The organism is Massilia sp. CFBP 13721 (genome assembly GCF_014842025.1).
In the GTDB taxonomy this organism is placed as follows: Bacteria; Pseudomonadota; Gammaproteobacteria; order Burkholderiales; family Burkholderiaceae_D; genus Telluria.
Window position 1 is genome coordinate 14,434 of the sequence record NZ_JACYUY010000042.1, and the last position, 13,949, is coordinate 28,382.

The window sequence follows — 13,949 nt, forward strand, 5'->3', positions numbered from 1 at the left end:
TAACGCTGCATTATAGCGGTGGACGCCAGGATGAGCAGGCCCTACGCCTCGCACGCTGCCTGATTTTGATTTGCGAGAACGACGAGCAGACCTGTAGGGTGGGCGGCTCCACTCCCGGCGTGTGCAAACCACCAGCATGTGATGCCGCCCACGCGTTCAACAGGCCGATGCCATGTCGCGAGGTTTCACCCGGTCGTTGAACGCGTGGGCGGCGCACACGCTCGGCTGCGCACCTTCCCGGGTGGAGCCGGCCGCCCTACGTCGCTATAAAAAATGCCCGCCGGGCGCACACCGGGCGGGCATTCTTGTCGCTCAGCCGAAGCTGGGCATTACTTGATCATCAAACGCATCGAATCCCAGGCGCGGCCGAAAATGCTCGCTTCCTGCACTTCTTCCAGCGCCACCACCGGCAGCACCAGCAGCGGCTTGTTGTCGACCATCATGCGCAGGGTGCCGACGCGGCCGTTGCGCGGCAGCGGGGCGACCAGCGGGTCCTTGCGTTCGAGCACAGGCTTCAGCTTGCCGGCGACGCCTTTCGGCACCGTCACCAGCACGTCATTGGTAAAACCGATCTTCACGGTGCCCTGCGAACCCTTCCACACTTCCGGCGTGGCGATCGCCTGGCCCTTCGAATACAGTTTTACGGTGTCGAAATTCTGGAAGCCCCAGTTCAGCAGCTTCTGGCTTTCCTGGGTGCGCACCGCGTCCGAGCTGGCGCCCGAGACGACGGAGATCAGGCGGCGCTGGCCCGAGGCGCCGTTCGGGCGGCGCGCCGAGGCGATCATGCTGTAGCCCGAGGATTCGGTGTGGCCGGTCTTCATGCCGTCGACGGTCGGGTCGAGCCACAGCAGGCGGTTGCGGTTCTGCTGGGTGATCTTGTTGTAGGTGAACTGTTTGACCGAGTCGATCTTGTAGAACTCGGGGAAGTCGCGGATCACGTTGGTGGCCAGCGTCGCCAGGTCTTGCGTGGTCGAGAAATTGTCCGGGCTCGGCAGGCCGTGCGGGTTGGCGAACTTCGTGTTTTTCAGGCCCATGCGCTGGGCTTCGCGGTTCATCAGCACGACGAAGGTGCCTTCGTCGCCGGCGACCGCTTCGGCCAGGGCGACGGCGGCGTCGTTACCCGACTGCACCATCAGGCCATGCAGCAGGTCGCTGACGCTGACCGGGGTGGCCGGGTCGATGAACATCTTCGAGCTGCTCGAATCGACTTTCCAGGCGCGGGTCGAGACATTGACCATCGTGTTCAGGGCCAGCTTCTTGTCGCGGATGGCTTCGAAGGTGACGTAGGCGGTCATGATCTTGGTCAGCGAAGCCGGCTCGATGCGCGCATTCGGATCCTGGGCCGCGATGACCTGGCCGCTGGTGGCGTCGAGCAGCAGCCACGATTTCGCCGCGATGGAAGGGGCAGGCACGGTTTGCGCGCCCGCCGACATCATCAGCAGGCTGGCGGCCACGGCCGCAATCAGTTTTTTCATGGGAATGTGAATGTAAGTCAGCAGGGGTGGTGCGGATGCCGCGGGACGTCGCCAGGACGTTTCCCAACGGCATGGAATCATTGAAGTGCTTAATTATAGGCCAGAGAGGCTGGCCAGTCCCGCATTCAATTGTCGCGCCGCCACATTTGCAGGACGAGATTCTTGATTGGATTCAGGCGTTTGTGGAAGAAGTGGTCGGCGCCCGGGATCACGATCACCGGGATTTCCTGCGGACGCGCCCAGTCGAACACCATCTGCAGGGTGATGGTGTCGTCGAGTTCGCCGTGGATCAGGATCGTGTCTTCCGGCACGCTCGGCAGCGGCCATTTGCCGGCGGCGGTGCCGACCAGCACCATGCGCTCGATGGCGTCCGGCTTGCCCTCGTTGACCAGGCGTGCGTGCAGTTGCGACTGCACGAAGGTGCCGAACGAAAAGCCGGACAGCGCCACCGGCAGGCCCGGATACTCGGACAGCATGTATTCCATCATGACGGCCATGTCGTCGACTTCGCCATGGCCACGGTCATGCTCGCCTTCGGACTGGCCGACGCCGCGGAAGTTGAAGCGCGCCGTGGCATAGCCGAGGGTGACGAAGGTGCGCGCCAGCGTCTGCGTCACCTTGTTTTCCATCGTGCCGCCGTACAGCGGGTGCGGGTGCGCCACCAGGGCGATGCCGCGCGGCGCGCCTTCCGGCAGGTCGAGCATGCATTCCATCTTGCCGGCCGGGCCGTCCAGGGTAAAACGTTTCGAAAACTTGTTCATGGTGCGATCAAAGAGAAATCAGATTTTCAGGCGTTCGACGACCTGGCCGCCCAGGATGTGGGTATCGATGATGTCGTCGATGTCGTCGGTGTCGACATAGGTGTACCAGGTGCCTTGCGGGTAGATGACGACCACCGGACCCTCTTCGCAGCGCTCGAGGCAGCCGGCCTGGTTGATGCGCACCTTGCCCGGCTCGCTCAGGCCGAGCTTCTTGATGCGCTTCTTGGCGTGCTTTTGCGCGATGGCGGCGCCGGACTTGCCGCAGCTCTGGCGGCAGTTTTCACCCTCACGCTCGTTCATGCAAAAGAAGACGTGGTGTTCGTAAAATGGTTTGTCGTCGCTCATGTCGTTTCCAATGATCGTTGCTAAGTCCAATGATACGCGCTTTAAGAACCTATCCCAGTAGGGATAAGTCGTTGCTGACGCGCCTGACAAGCGGGTGCTACGTTGCTCGTCGTTGCGTGGCGCCGCCACGCGGCCTCCTCGCGCCTTGCCCGCGCTTGCCATGCATCGTCATCAACTTCCTCCTCCCTACTGGGATAGGTTCTAATGCCGATTCAGTTTGTGCGACGGTAGCAGCAGGAACCACAGCGCAAAAAACGGCCACAACAGGGACAGGAACTGGGCCGCCCCATTAAAGTTCAGGAATTTGCCCTGCACCCAGCCCTGCAGCGTCAGCGTGAAATACGGATTCGCCGGAATTGTGTTCACCACGATCAGGCTCAGCACCAGGGTCACCACCGCCAGCCGGCGCTGCGCGATCTGCGGCGCAAAGGCCAGGCCCGCCAGCATGATCAGGCCGATCAGGAAGCCGCCCTCGGCGCCCGGCGTTACCCACACGAAGGCGTTATCGGGCCGGAACAGCAGCGAACTGGCCAGCGTCTTGATGACCAGCGCGGCGGCCAGCATCAGCAGCATCAACGTGTAGCGCGGCGCACCACGGCGCAGCAGGCACAGCAGGGTGAGGGCGGCGCCGGTCATGCCGCAGGCGGTGATGATCGTTTCCGACAGCCAGAACTGTTCGACGCTCATCGCCGGCCCGGGTCGCAGCATGGCGATCAGGTCGATGTCTTCCTCGAGCCAGGTGGAGAGCCAGCCGGAGATGATCGGCAGTACCTGGCCGTGGCCGAACAAAAAACTCTGCGGATAGATCTGCGCCAGCGGCCACAGCGCCAGCAGCACCAGGCCCTGGCTGGCGTGCGGCGCGAACCAGCGTTTGCGGATGCGGTACAGGCGCCCCTGGTCGAGCAGGCTTTTCGCCATGAAGGGGCCGATGCAGGCGCCGATGAAGCAGCCGGCGGCGTTCGTCAGCAGGTCGAGGTTCGAGGGCACGCGGCTGGGCAGGAAATTCTGCACCGTCTCCATGGTGCCGGTGACGAGAAAGCCGAACAGCGTCGCCAGCAGCATCGCCCAGACCCCGCGCACCAGCGGATACAGCGCCAGCACCAGCAGGATGCCGAGCGGGACATAGCCGACAATATTCACCATCACGTCGAAGCCGGTCCAATAGCGCTGCTTGACCAGGTTCATGAACGACAACAATGGCAAGCCGTTGTTGCGCCAGCCCGTAAACGGATACCAGCTGGCGTAGACGATCAGCAGCAGGTAGGCCAGCAGCGCCGCGCGCGCGACGGGCGAGCCGCGGCGCGGCGCATCGTTGTCGGTGACTGCGCCGTGGCCATCCCCGTGCGCTTCCGGTCCGGTCATCGTGGTCGGTTGTTGGCGGCGAGCCAGGCGATGATGTCGGCGGCGACGGCGTCGGTGCTGGCGGCCAGCGCACGGGCGCCGCCGGCGGCATCCGCACTGGTTGCCGGTGTCGCGCGCGTAAACGTTTTCTGGTCGTGCAGGGCGTGGCCGTTGAACAGCGAAGCGCGCAGGGTCAAGTCGCCCTGGCTGGCCGTGGTGCTGGCAAAGGCGTGACTAAAATCGTCGATCTCGATGCGCAGGATCGGGATGTTGGTGCTGGAATCGGTGGCCGACAGCACTTTCACGCCAGCCTGCGCCAGGCGCGATTTCAGGCGCTGGGTGACCAGCAGCAGCGGGTTGGCGCTCCAGCGGCTGTTGGCATAGGTGCGCGCCTGCAGCGGGTCGTTGTAGTTCAGGCGGTAGACCATGCGCTCGTTCTCGAAGGTCGGCGAGCCGGTTGCATCCATCACGATGATGGCGGCCATTGGCGCCTGCGCGACTTGCGTAGCTGGCGCGCCGAGTGGGCCGAAGTCGAACTGGGTGTTGGCGCCGGTGTTCTTGCCGCCCGACGCACACCCGGCGACGGCAAGGGCAAGGACGGTAGCGCCGAGAATGCGGTGCAAATTGGTGTTCAAGGTGGTCCTCATTTGGTCGGGGCGACGAAGCCGGGCTCGCCGGGGCCGGGTTGGACGTTCGGGTTCCCGAACAGGATGCTTTGCGGGCGGTCCGAGAGCGAATCGGCGGTGCGGCGCACCGAACGCAGCGCGGTGCGCGCTTCGTCGGTCATGCGCGTCAGGTGCGGCAGCGTTTCCGCTTCCAGGTCGCTGGTCACGCCTTGCAGCGAGCCGATGGCGCCGTTCAGGCGGTTGATCGGGCCGTCCGGCGCCTGCAGGCTCGTCGCCAGCTGGTCGTAGTTGCGCACCGCGCCGGTGGCGCTGGCGGCAAAGGTGTCGAACGAGGTCAAGCTGCGGTCGAGTTTATCGGCCAGCGCCGGCATGCGCTCGATCGTCGGCCCGAGCTTTTCCGGGATCTCGCCATACGCGGCGGCGGCCTTGCTGATGTTGTCGAAGGCGCCGATGATGATTTTCTCGTTTTCCTCGTTCACGAGCGCATTCAGGCGCTCCGTGATCTGCTCGGTGCGGTCGAGGATGGCGACGCCGCGCTTTTCCAGCTGGTCGAGCAAACCCGGACGCAGCGGGATGCGGCCGATGTGCGCCGGGTCGGTCTTCAGCAGCGGCGAGCCGGTGCGGTCGTCGTCGAGCTGGATGAAGGCGATGCCGGTCACGCCCTGGTAGCCGAGCGAGGCGAAGGTGGTGGTGGTGACGGGCGAGCCTTCCTCGACCGACAGGCGGATCAGGATCTGGCCAGTCACCTTCGGGTCGAACACGATTTCGTCGACGCGGCCCACTTCCAGGCCGCGGTAGCGCACCGTGGCTTGCGGGTTCAGGCCGGGAATCGACTGGGTGGTGACGATCTCGTAGGGCGACAGTTCGGTCTTGTCGCGGTTCAACCAGAGGCCGGCCAGCACCGTCGCAATCAGGAGGGCAATCGTGAAGATGCCTGTCATCAGGGCGTAAGATCGGTTTTCCATGTCACTCCTTTGGTTCTTCTTCTTCGGCGGCGGTTTCGTCACGTTCCTCATCGCGCTCGTCCAGCACTTCGAGTGCCCGTTGCCCGCGTCCGCCGAGGAAGAAATGTTTGATGAACGGGTGGTCGACCCGCAGCACGTCGCGCGACGGTCCGACCGCCAGCACGTGCTTCTCGGCCAGGACCGCGATGCGCGAGGACAGCGCAAACAGCGTATCGAGGTCGTGGGTGACCATCACCACGGTCAGTTTCAGTTCCCGGTGCAGGGCGTGGATCAGCGTCACGAACGCGTCCGACGCATCGGGGTCGAGGCCGGCGGTCGGCTCGTCCAGGAACAATAATCTCGGTTCCAGCGCCAGAGCGCGCGCCAGGGCTGCACGCTTGGTCATCCCGCCCGACAGGTCGGACGGCATTTTGTTCGCGTGTTCCGCAGCCAGCCCGACCATCTCCATTTTCAGCAGCACGGCGTCGCGGATCACGTCTTCCGGCAAGCCACGCAGTTCGCGCATCGGCTGGGCGATGTTGTCGAACACCGTCAGCGCCGAATACAGCGCACCCTGCTGGAACAGCATGCCCCAGTGGTTGCGCATGCGCTGCAGCTGCTCCGGTCCCGCTTCGCTGATGTCTTCGCCGAACACGCGCACGCAGCCGCGCGACGGCGTTTCCAAGCCCAGCATCTGCCGCAGCAGCACCGTCTTGCCGGTGCCCGAGCCGCCCACGATCGACAGGATCTCGCCCGCATAGATATCGAGGTTCAGGTCCTGGTGGATGACCGTCTTGCCGAATTTGGTCCACAGCTTGCGGATCTCGACCACCGGCGGGCCGACGTCTTCTTCCGGCTTGCGGTTGAGCTGCTGCCGGCGTTGTGCTGTATCGGCCATTATCGGAACCCCACGCCGCTGAAGATGATCGCAAATACGGCGTCGGCCAGGATCACGACCGTGATCGAGGTCACCACCGAGGTCGTCGTGCCGCGTCCCAGGCTTTCGGTGTTCGGCTTGATGCGCAGGCCGAAGTGGCAGGACACCAGCGCGATCAGCATGCCGAAGGTCATCCCTTTGAGTAAGCCGATCGTGTAGTTCACCAGCGGCACCGCGTCCGGCAGCTTTTGCAGGAAGTAGCGGAACGACAGGCCCAGTTCCAGCTTGGCCGAGGCCGCGCCGCCGAGCAGGGCCATGGCGTCGGTCCAGACCACCAGCAAGGGCATCGAGATCGCCAGCGCCACCACCTTCGGCATGATCAGGCGGTAGCCGTGCGAGATGCCCATCACCAGCATCGCGTCGAGTTCTTCGTTCACCCGCATCACGCCGAGCTGTGCGGTGATCGAGGAGCCCGAGCGGCCCGCCACCAGGATCGCCGCCAACAGCGGCCCCAGTTCGCGCACCACGCTCATGCCGAGGATGTCGACCAGGTAGATGTCGCCGCCGAACTGGCGCAGCTGCTGCGCCGACAGGAAGGAGAGCACGACGCCGATCAGGAAGCCGACCAGCGCCGTGATGCCCAGCGCCTGGAAGCCGGAGTGATAGATGTTCGCCGAGATTTCGCGCCACGGCCCCGTGTTCGGACGGCGCAGGAACCGCCACAGATCCTGCACCAGGCGCCCGATCAGTTCAATAAAACCGTGCAGGTGCTCGAAAAAGCTGAGCAGGCCGGCGCCGAGCACGATGATCCAGTTCAGCGGACTGACCTTCTGGCGCGGCAGGGTGTTGCGGCAGGCCTGCTCGATGCGCTTGAACAGCTCTTCCTGGCGCGGGTCGAGCGCCAGCTGCGCGGGGCGCTTCTTGCCCCAGGCATTCCAGAACAGCTGGGCGCCGATGTGGTCGATGCTGGCCACGCCGGTCAGGTCCCAGGCGAGGTTCGGCTTCTTCTTCAGGCCGAGCAGGGTACGGTTGAGCTTCTTGAGCATGCCCTTCTGGCTCAGCGCATGCACCTGCCAGACGCCGCTTGCCATGACAGATTGCGCCGCGCCGCCGGCGGGGTGTTCGATGGTTAATGTTGGCGTATTTTCAATCTGCATTGTTGCAGTGTAAAAGGATTTCGCCGTCTCTGCCATCCGGGAGGGTCTAGCGTGCTCAGGCTGCCAGGTGGCGCACCTGCCTGGCCGGTGCCGCGACCGTGCTCGCGTTCGCCGCTTTTTCCTTCTTGCCGGTGTCGACACTGCCTGCGTAATCGCTCGCCACCACCGCCAGCGCGCGTTCGCGCGCCATCCCCGTCACCTGCAGCCACTCGGCCACCAGCTTGGCCAGGCGGTCGAGCGCGATGCGGTGGGTGGCGTCCGTCTTCGTATAGATCCAGTCCGCAAACGCCATGAAGTTCTCGAACGGACGCACGCCCAGCAGTTCGGGCGTGGTGTTGGCGAAGCGCCCGGAATTGGCCACCAGGTCCCAGTAGCGGGCAAAGCGCACCAGGCGCTGCATGGTTGGGAAGTCGATCAGGCTCGTTGCCAGCACGGTGTAGGGCGGATACGGGTCGTACACCATCTTGTACGCTTCCGTGTGGCGGATGATCGGCGTGCCGCGCAGCCGTTTTAAAATGCCGAACTGGATCTCGTGTGCGCCCAGGCCTACTAACTGGTCGAAGCCGCGCGCGAAGCTGGCGATGTCTTCGCCCGGCAAGCCGGCGATCAGGTCGACGTGCAGGTGTGCCTGCGAGTGTTCGCACAGCCAGCGAATGTTGTCGGCCGCCTTGGCATTGTCCTGGCGCCGGCTGACCAGCGCCTGCACTTCGGGATTGAAACTCTGGATGCCGATTTCGAACTGCAGCGCGCCGGCCGGGAAACGCGCGATCATCTCTTTCAACGCTTCCGGCAGGTGGTCGGGCACCAGCTCGAAGTGGGCATACACCGGGTCGGCTGGCGCCGCCTCGAGCTTGTCGAGGAAGAACTGCATGATCTTCATGCTGGTCTTGACGTTCAGGTTGAACGTGCGGTCGACGAATTTGAACAGGCGTGCGCCGCGGACGTATAAATCTTCCATCTGTGCCAGGAAGGAATCCAGCGGGAAGGGCCAGGCGGTTTTATCGAGCGAGGACAGGCAGAACTCGCATTTGAACGGGCAGCCGCGCGAGGCTTCGACATACAAAGTGCGGTGCGCGATGTCTTCGGCGCTATATAAAGCATAGGGCAGGGCGATCTCGGCCATCGGCGGCTGTACGCCGGCGTGGATTTTCATCAGCGGCTGCGGGCCATCCAGGATCTGCGCGCACAGCTGGGGGAAGGTGACGTCGCCCCAGCCGGTGACGACGTAATCGGCCAGGCGGCAGATGTCCTGTTCGTTCGTCTCGAAGGACACTTCCGGGCCGCCCAGGATGATTTTCACCTGGGGCGCCACCCGTTTGAGCATGGCGACGATGCGCGTCGTTTCTTCCACGTTCCAGATGTACACGCCGAAGCCGATGATGCGCGGGTGCTGGGCCAGCAAGCGTTCGACCACGTCGGTGGTCTTGGCGCCGATGACGAATTCCTGGATCCGGGTATCGGGGCCGAGCGGTCCCATGTTCGCTAGCAGGTAGCGCAGGCCCAGCGAAGCGTGGGTGTAGCGGGCGTTCAGGGTCGATAACAGGATGGTCATGGCGGCAAGCGTTCGGGCAAAGGGACCATTTTACGCGCTGGCGCCGCAATCCGTGCTGGCGTTACTGGAACTTGCCTGTTAGAATACGCCCCGGAATTCAGGGAGTTGTTGCCCAGTTGTGGAGCAGCGTCCCAGCAAGTTATGCCTGATGACCATAGCAAGTCGGTCCCACCCCTTCCCATCCCGAACAGGACCGTGAAACGACTTTGCGCCGATGATAGTGCTGCAACCAGTGTGAAAGTAGGTTATCGTCAGGCTAGTTATAAAAGAAAAACCCCAGCCCGTGTGCTGGGGTTTTTTTTCGCCTGTCGACTTGTACCCGGCTTTATGCTTTCCTCATTGCAATTATCATTCAAGCATGATTAGATTGCATCTTCGATCACCGAGGGGCATTCAGCATGTTGATGAGTAATATTGAAATCATTCCCGGCAAGACCATCACGGCCAGCCACGGCATCGCCTCGGGCAGCACGGTACGCGCCAAGCACGTCGGGCGCGACATCATGGCCGGCCTGAAGAACATGGTCGGCGGCGAACTGCGCGGCTATACCGAATTGCTGGAAGAGTCGCGCGCCGAAGCGATCGCGCGCATGCAGGCGCAGGCGCAGCAGATGGGGGCGAACGCCATCGTCAACGTGCGTTTCTCTACCTCGTCGGTGGCGGTGGGCGCCGCCGAGATCTATGTGTACGGTACCGCGGTGACGGTCGACTGACATGGAACTGTATGTCCTGCTGCTGTTCTGGGGCGTGCCGGTCGTGCTCGGCTTCGTGTTCGGCCAGATCGCGGAAAAGCGCCACTACCGCTCGATCCATGCGCGCGAAAAAACCATGCTCTACCTGCCCACGACCGCCGGCAAACTTCCGATCATGGGTGGCGCACCGGTGCGCTGCGAACTGGTGACCGGCAGCGTGGTCGTCTCGGTCGACCATTTCAAGCGTGCCGCGGCCGCCTTGCGCGCCTTTGTCGGCGGTCCGGTCAAATCCTATGAAAGCCTGCTCGACCGCGCCAAGCGCGAGGCGGTGCTGCGGCTGAAGGAAAGCTGCGCCGGCGCCCACGAAATCGTCAACCTGCGCCTGGAAACGGTGCCGCTGTCGAAAAGCGCACAAGGCGGCATCGGCGCCGTCGAGGTGCTGGCCTTCGGCACCGCCATCTACGTCGCATGAAATACGCGCCGTCGCTGCCCCCGGACAACGACAACGTCACCCGCGAGCATCCGCTCAAGGATTTTATGTTGTTGCTGGCCGGGCTGGCGGCGCTGGCGCTGCTGGTTTTTTTCCTGCTCGGCTTGCTGGTCGATGCGGTGGTCGATCGCATGGGGCCGGAGACCGAGGCTTCGCTGACGCGCATCATTGCCGCAAAGGCCGAGCCGCCGCCTTCCGGCAAGGACGGCGACCGCGTCGCCCGCCTGCAGCAACTGGTCGACAGCCTGCGGTCCTGCGCCGGATTCACCGGGCCGGCCACGGTGCGCCTTACCGATTCGGCGGTGCCGAATGCGATGGTGGTGCCCGGCGGGGCCATCTACGTGTTTTCCGGGCTGCTCACGCACGTGCAGTCGGAAAACGGCCTGGCCTTCGTGCTGGCACACGAGCTTGCGCACCTGGCGCACCGCGACCACCTGCGCGCGCTGGGGCGCGGCGTCGTGCTGTACGGCCTGGCGGCGCTCATCGGCGGCGACGGCTCGGCGCTGGCGGGCGTGCTGGCGCCGGTACAGCAGTTCGGCACCACCAGCTATTCGCGTGCGCGCGAGTCGGCAGCCGACGCCCTGGCCTTGCGCGTACTCGCCTGCCGCTACGGTCATGTGGGCGGCGCCACCGAATTTTTTGAAGCGCTGCGCGCCAGGGATGATGACGCGCTGCCCGGTTCCCATTACTTCATGTCGCACCCGGCCATGGGAGCGCGCATCGATGCCATCCATGCGGCCGCGCGCAAGGCCGGCTACACGACCGGCGCTGTGCTGCCTTTGATCCAGTAATACAAACCGATCATCTCCGTACCCATCAACCTTGCCAGCTTGCCTGGCATCCCTCGGCGTTCAAACTAGTTCACCCAATCAAGACGGCACAGCCGTGCCGTCCTGTCACTCAATTGTCTTTCATTTCGCCACGCGGTCATCCCGCAGAAAGCGTCCACATGAAACGTCAGCAAGTGCAATCGAACCCATTCTCTTCCCTGCGCTGCGCAGGCCTCGCAGCAGTGTTTGCGCTGGCGCTCGCCGGCTGCAGCAGCAACGATGACGACGCCCCGGGCGGGACGGGTACCGCGCCGCCGCCGGTCGCCACCGCCTCCCGCATCGAGGTCGAGGTCGCCCGCACCACCTATGGCGTGCCGCACGTGCGCGCCAAGGATGTCCGCAGCCTCGGCTACGGCCTGGCCTACGCCTATGCGCAGGACAATGTCTGCATGTTCGCCGACACCGTGATCACCGTGCGTGGCGAACGCTCGCAATTCTTTGGCGGCGCCGCGCGCGCGCCGCAACGCACTGGCGACGAATACGGCGCCGCCAGCGGATTCATGGACCTGAACAACGAAGACAGCGACTTTTTCTTCAAGGGCTATCTCGACATCGCGCAGCTGCGCGCCAACTACGCCGCCGGCCCCGCCGAGCCGCGCGAACTCATCGAGGGCTATGTCGAGGGTTACAACCGTTATGTGAAAGCGTTTACGGGGCTGTATCCGGCTGCCTGCAAGGACGCCAAGTGGGTGCGCCCGATCACGGTCGACGACATGTATCTGATCATGGCGGAAAAGGCCTTGCATGCGACCGGCCAGGTATTCGCCAGGGAGTTCGTGGCCGCCGGGCGGGTGGCGGGGGCCCCGCTCGCCGCCACGCGTGCGCGCAAGTTCGACCCGGCCTTCCTGCTGGCGCGGCTCGATCGATTGCATACGCAAGGGATCGGCAGCAATGCGCTCGCCGTCGGCAATGAGCTGTCCAGCAGCGGACGCGGTCTGTTGCTCGGCAACCCGCACTATCCGTGGACCTCGGCCGACCGTTTCTACCAAGCCCACCTGACGGTGCCGGGCAACTATGATGCGATGGGCGTGATCATCGGCGGCATCCCGGCGATCGTGATCGGCTTTAATAAGGACATCGCCTGGAGCCATACGGTGACGACGGCGATCCACTTCACCACCTTCAGGCTGGCGCTGGATGCGGCCGACAGCAGCCGCACCACCTATCTGGTTGACGGCGTGCCGCACAAGATGACCTCGAAAACGGTTGAGGTCGATTTGCTGCAGGCGGACGGCAGCCTGGCCAAACGCTCCAAAACCTTCTGGTTCAGCGAGCAGGGCGCGGTGATCGTCAAGCCGGAAGCAGGCATGAGCTGGACGGCGAGCGCCGCCTATGTATTGGCCGACCCGAACCGGAACAACACCCGCATGCTCGAGCAGTGGCTGGGGATCGGCAAGGCCAACAACGTGGGGGCGCTCAAGGCCGCGCTCGACAAGACGGTCGGCCTGCCCTGGGTGAACACGCTGGCCGCCGACCGCGACGGCAACGTGCTGTTCGCCGACGCCAGTGTGGTGCCGCACATGGCTCCCCAGAAGTTCGGCAACGGTTGCCTGCTGCTGCAGGCGGCGCTGCTGTTCGACGGTGCGCGCAGCAGCTGCGCCTGGGGGCAAGATGCGAACGCGCCGGCCGGGATCTATTCGCCTGTGAATGCGCCGTGGGCGATCCGCACCGATTACGTCGGCAATTCCAACGACAGCTATTGGCTGAACAACCCAAGGGCCTTGCTGGCCGGCCCGGCGCCGTTCGGCTACTCGCCGCTGTATGGCCGCGTCGGTGTCGAGCAGAGCCTGCGCACGCGCATTGGTTTCCGCCAGTTCGAGGAGTTGATACAGGTAAAAAAGATCGGCTTGCCGGATATGCAGGCGCTGGCGTTCGCCAATCGCCTGTACGCGGCCGAGCTGGTGCTGCCCGAACTGCTGCAGGCGTGCACCATCAGCGGCGACCTTGTCCTGCGCCAGGCGTGCACGGCGCTGGCCGCCTGGGACCGGCGCGTGAACGTCGACAGCCGCGGCGCCTTGCTATTCCGCGAATTTTGGAACACTGCCGCCGCCATTCCGAACAAATGGGCAGTGCAGTTCAACCCGGCCGATCCGGTGAATACACCGTACGGCGTCGCGCCGGCCGCCATGCCGGCCATGCTGGCCGCACTGAAGAGTGCCGCGCTCAAGCTGCAGGGGCTGGGGATCGCTTTCGACGCCAGGCTGGGCGACTACCAGACGGAGCCGAAGAACGGTGTGCGCATCCCGCTGCACGGCGGCATCGGCAACGTCGACGGCTCTTACAATTCGCTCACCATGCGCAGCGGTCTGACGGCTACCGGTTATAACGGCGTGCACTGGGGGCAGAGCTATATTCAGACCGTGACATTTGATGACCAGGGGCCGGTCGCGCAGGCCATGCTGACCTATGGCCAGTCGACCGATCCGAAGTCGCCGTACTACGCCGACCAGACCAGTGTCTACTCGCGCAAGGAATGGCCGGTGCTGCCATTTGTGGAAGAGAAGATCAAGGCCGACCCGCACTACCAGCCGATGAGCCTCAAGGCCGACTAGGCTGCTGTCGGGTTGGCAAAAGACCGGCCGCAAGAAAGCACTTGCGGACCGCGGCCGGCCTTCGCTATAATTCGCCTCCTGTTGAAAACGACAACGAAATCAAGTAGTTGAAGCAACGACAGGTGGCCGCGAAACACTGCGGTGTAGCAAAAAAGAGGTTGACGAAGATCGCGAAACACTGCATAATCTCATCTCTCTGCTGCTGACGAACAAAACGATTCGCAGAACGCAGCAAGACAGTACCGAATAAAGTTCTTTAAAAATTAACAGTCGATAAGTGTGGGCGTTTGATGAAGGTGCCAGCTGA

The 13,949-nt window shown here is 63.8% G+C and carries 13 protein-coding genes and 1 rRNA gene; 5 read left to right on the forward strand and 9 right to left on the reverse strand.

Annotated elements, in window-relative coordinates; all coding sequences use genetic code 11:
* Positions 1 to 329: 329 nt before the first annotated feature.
* From IFT60_RS25395 to IFT60_RS25435, 9 genes are all read right to left on the reverse strand, one after another.
* The gene (locus tag IFT60_RS25395) at positions 330 to 1,475 is read right to left on the reverse strand and encodes a D-alanyl-D-alanine carboxypeptidase family protein (RefSeq protein ID WP_192056881.1); all 1,146 of its coding nucleotides are present in this window, start codon (positions 1,473 to 1,475) and stop codon (positions 330 to 332) included.
* A 125-nt stretch (positions 1,476 to 1,600) separates the two neighbouring features.
* Positions 1,601 to 2,236 (reverse strand): alpha/beta hydrolase, encoded by a 636-nt coding sequence (locus tag IFT60_RS25400; RefSeq protein WP_192056882.1) that lies wholly within the window; start codon positions 2,234 to 2,236, stop codon positions 1,601 to 1,603.
* An 18-nt stretch (positions 2,237 to 2,254) separates the two neighbouring features.
* Positions 2,255 to 2,581: a (2Fe-2S) ferredoxin domain-containing protein gene (locus tag IFT60_RS25405; protein ID WP_192056883.1), complete on the reverse strand. Its 327-nt coding sequence runs from the start codon at positions 2,579 to 2,581 to the stop codon at positions 2,255 to 2,257.
* Between the two features lie 201 nt (positions 2,582 to 2,782).
* A complete protein-coding gene (locus IFT60_RS25410) occupies positions 2,783 to 3,943 on the reverse strand; it encodes a VanZ family protein (RefSeq protein ID WP_192056884.1) in 1,161 nt (386 codons plus the stop codon).
* The gene (locus tag IFT60_RS25415; RefSeq protein WP_229511190.1) at positions 3,940 to 4,557 is read right to left on the reverse strand and encodes an ABC-type transport auxiliary lipoprotein family protein; all 618 of its coding nucleotides are present in this window, start codon (positions 4,555 to 4,557) and stop codon (positions 3,940 to 3,942) included. The genes IFT60_RS25410 and IFT60_RS25415 overlap by 4 nt, the downstream gene beginning before the upstream one ends.
* A gap of 8 nt (positions 4,558 to 4,565) precedes the next feature.
* The gene (locus IFT60_RS25420; protein ID WP_192056886.1) at positions 4,566 to 5,513 is read right to left on the reverse strand and encodes an MlaD family protein; all 948 of its coding nucleotides are present in this window, start codon (positions 5,511 to 5,513) and stop codon (positions 4,566 to 4,568) included.
* Position 5,514: 1 nt separating this feature from the next.
* Positions 5,515 to 6,390 (reverse strand): ABC transporter ATP-binding protein, encoded by an 876-nt coding sequence (locus IFT60_RS25425; protein WP_192056887.1) that lies wholly within the window; start codon positions 6,388 to 6,390, stop codon positions 5,515 to 5,517.
* Positions 6,390 to 7,526: an MlaE family ABC transporter permease gene (locus IFT60_RS25430; protein WP_192056888.1), complete on the reverse strand. Its 1,137-nt coding sequence runs from the start codon at positions 7,524 to 7,526 to the stop codon at positions 6,390 to 6,392. The genes IFT60_RS25425 and IFT60_RS25430 overlap by 1 nt, the downstream gene beginning before the upstream one ends.
* Before the next feature lie 55 nt (positions 7,527 to 7,581).
* A complete protein-coding gene (locus IFT60_RS25435) occupies positions 7,582 to 9,078 on the reverse strand; it encodes a B12-binding domain-containing radical SAM protein (RefSeq protein ID WP_192056889.1) in 1,497 nt (498 codons plus the stop codon).
* Between the two features lie 144 nt (positions 9,079 to 9,222).
* Here IFT60_RS25435 and rrf point away from each other — a divergent pair.
* The 5 genes from rrf to IFT60_RS25460 all read left to right on the forward strand — a co-directional run bounded on the left by rrf (position 9,223) and on the right by IFT60_RS25460 (position 13,642).
* A 5S ribosomal RNA gene (rrf, locus tag IFT60_RS25440) occupies positions 9,223 to 9,335 on the forward strand.
* A gap of 147 nt (positions 9,336 to 9,482) precedes the next feature.
* Positions 9,483 to 9,791 carry a YbjQ family protein gene (locus IFT60_RS25445; protein WP_197986469.1) on the forward strand — a complete coding sequence of 103 codons (309 nt, stop codon included), beginning with the start codon at positions 9,483 to 9,485 and terminating at the stop codon, positions 9,789 to 9,791.
* Position 9,792: 1 nt separating this feature from the next.
* Positions 9,793 to 10,242, forward strand: coding sequence for a YbjQ family protein (locus IFT60_RS25450; protein WP_192056891.1), 450 nt, complete (start codon positions 9,793 to 9,795; stop codon positions 10,240 to 10,242).
* Positions 10,239 to 11,051, forward strand: coding sequence for a M48 family metallopeptidase (locus IFT60_RS25455; protein ID WP_192056892.1), 813 nt, complete (start codon positions 10,239 to 10,241; stop codon positions 11,049 to 11,051). The genes IFT60_RS25450 and IFT60_RS25455 overlap by 4 nt, the downstream gene beginning before the upstream one ends.
* Before the next feature lie 158 nt (positions 11,052 to 11,209).
* Positions 11,210 to 13,642 carry a penicillin acylase family protein gene (locus tag IFT60_RS25460; RefSeq protein WP_197986470.1) on the forward strand — a complete coding sequence of 811 codons (2,433 nt, stop codon included), beginning with the start codon at positions 11,210 to 11,212 and terminating at the stop codon, positions 13,640 to 13,642.
* Positions 13,643 to 13,949 lie beyond the last annotated feature (307 nt).

Excerpts from the sequence above, each read along its gene's own strand:
- IFT60_RS25395 (WP_192056881.1), bottom strand. The coding sequence starts at position 1,475 with ATGAAAAAACTGATTGCGGCCGTGGCCGCCAGCCTGCTGATGATGTCG.
- IFT60_RS25400 (WP_192056882.1), bottom strand. The coding sequence starts at position 2,236 with ATGAACAAGTTTTCGAAACGTTTTACCCTGGACGGCCCGGCCGGCAAG.
- IFT60_RS25405 (WP_192056883.1), bottom strand. The coding sequence starts at position 2,581 with ATGAGCGACGACAAACCATTTTACGAACACCACGTCTTCTTTTGCATG.
- IFT60_RS25410 (WP_192056884.1), bottom strand. The coding sequence starts at position 3,943 with ATGACCGGACCGGAAGCGCACGGGGATGGCCACGGCGCAGTCACCGAC.
- IFT60_RS25420 (WP_192056886.1), bottom strand. The coding sequence starts at position 5,513 with ATGGAAAACCGATCTTACGCCCTGATGACAGGCATCTTCACGATTGCC.
- IFT60_RS25425 (WP_192056887.1), bottom strand. The coding sequence starts at position 6,390 with ATGGCCGATACAGCACAACGCCGGCAGCAGCTCAACCGCAAGCCGGAA.
- IFT60_RS25430 (WP_192056888.1), bottom strand. The coding sequence starts at position 7,526 with ATGCAGATTGAAAATACGCCAACATTAACCATCGAACACCCCGCCGGC.
- IFT60_RS25435 (WP_192056889.1), bottom strand. The coding sequence starts at position 9,078 with ATGACCATCCTGTTATCGACCCTGAACGCCCGCTACACCCACGCTTCG.
- IFT60_RS25445 (WP_197986469.1), top strand. The coding sequence starts at position 9,483 with ATGAGTAATATTGAAATCATTCCCGGCAAGACCATCACGGCCAGCCAC.
- IFT60_RS25450 (WP_192056891.1), top strand. The coding sequence starts at position 9,793 with ATGGAACTGTATGTCCTGCTGCTGTTCTGGGGCGTGCCGGTCGTGCTC.
- IFT60_RS25455 (WP_192056892.1), top strand. The coding sequence starts at position 10,239 with ATGAAATACGCGCCGTCGCTGCCCCCGGACAACGACAACGTCACCCGC.
- IFT60_RS25460 (WP_197986470.1), top strand. The coding sequence starts at position 11,210 with ATGAAACGTCAGCAAGTGCAATCGAACCCATTCTCTTCCCTGCGCTGC.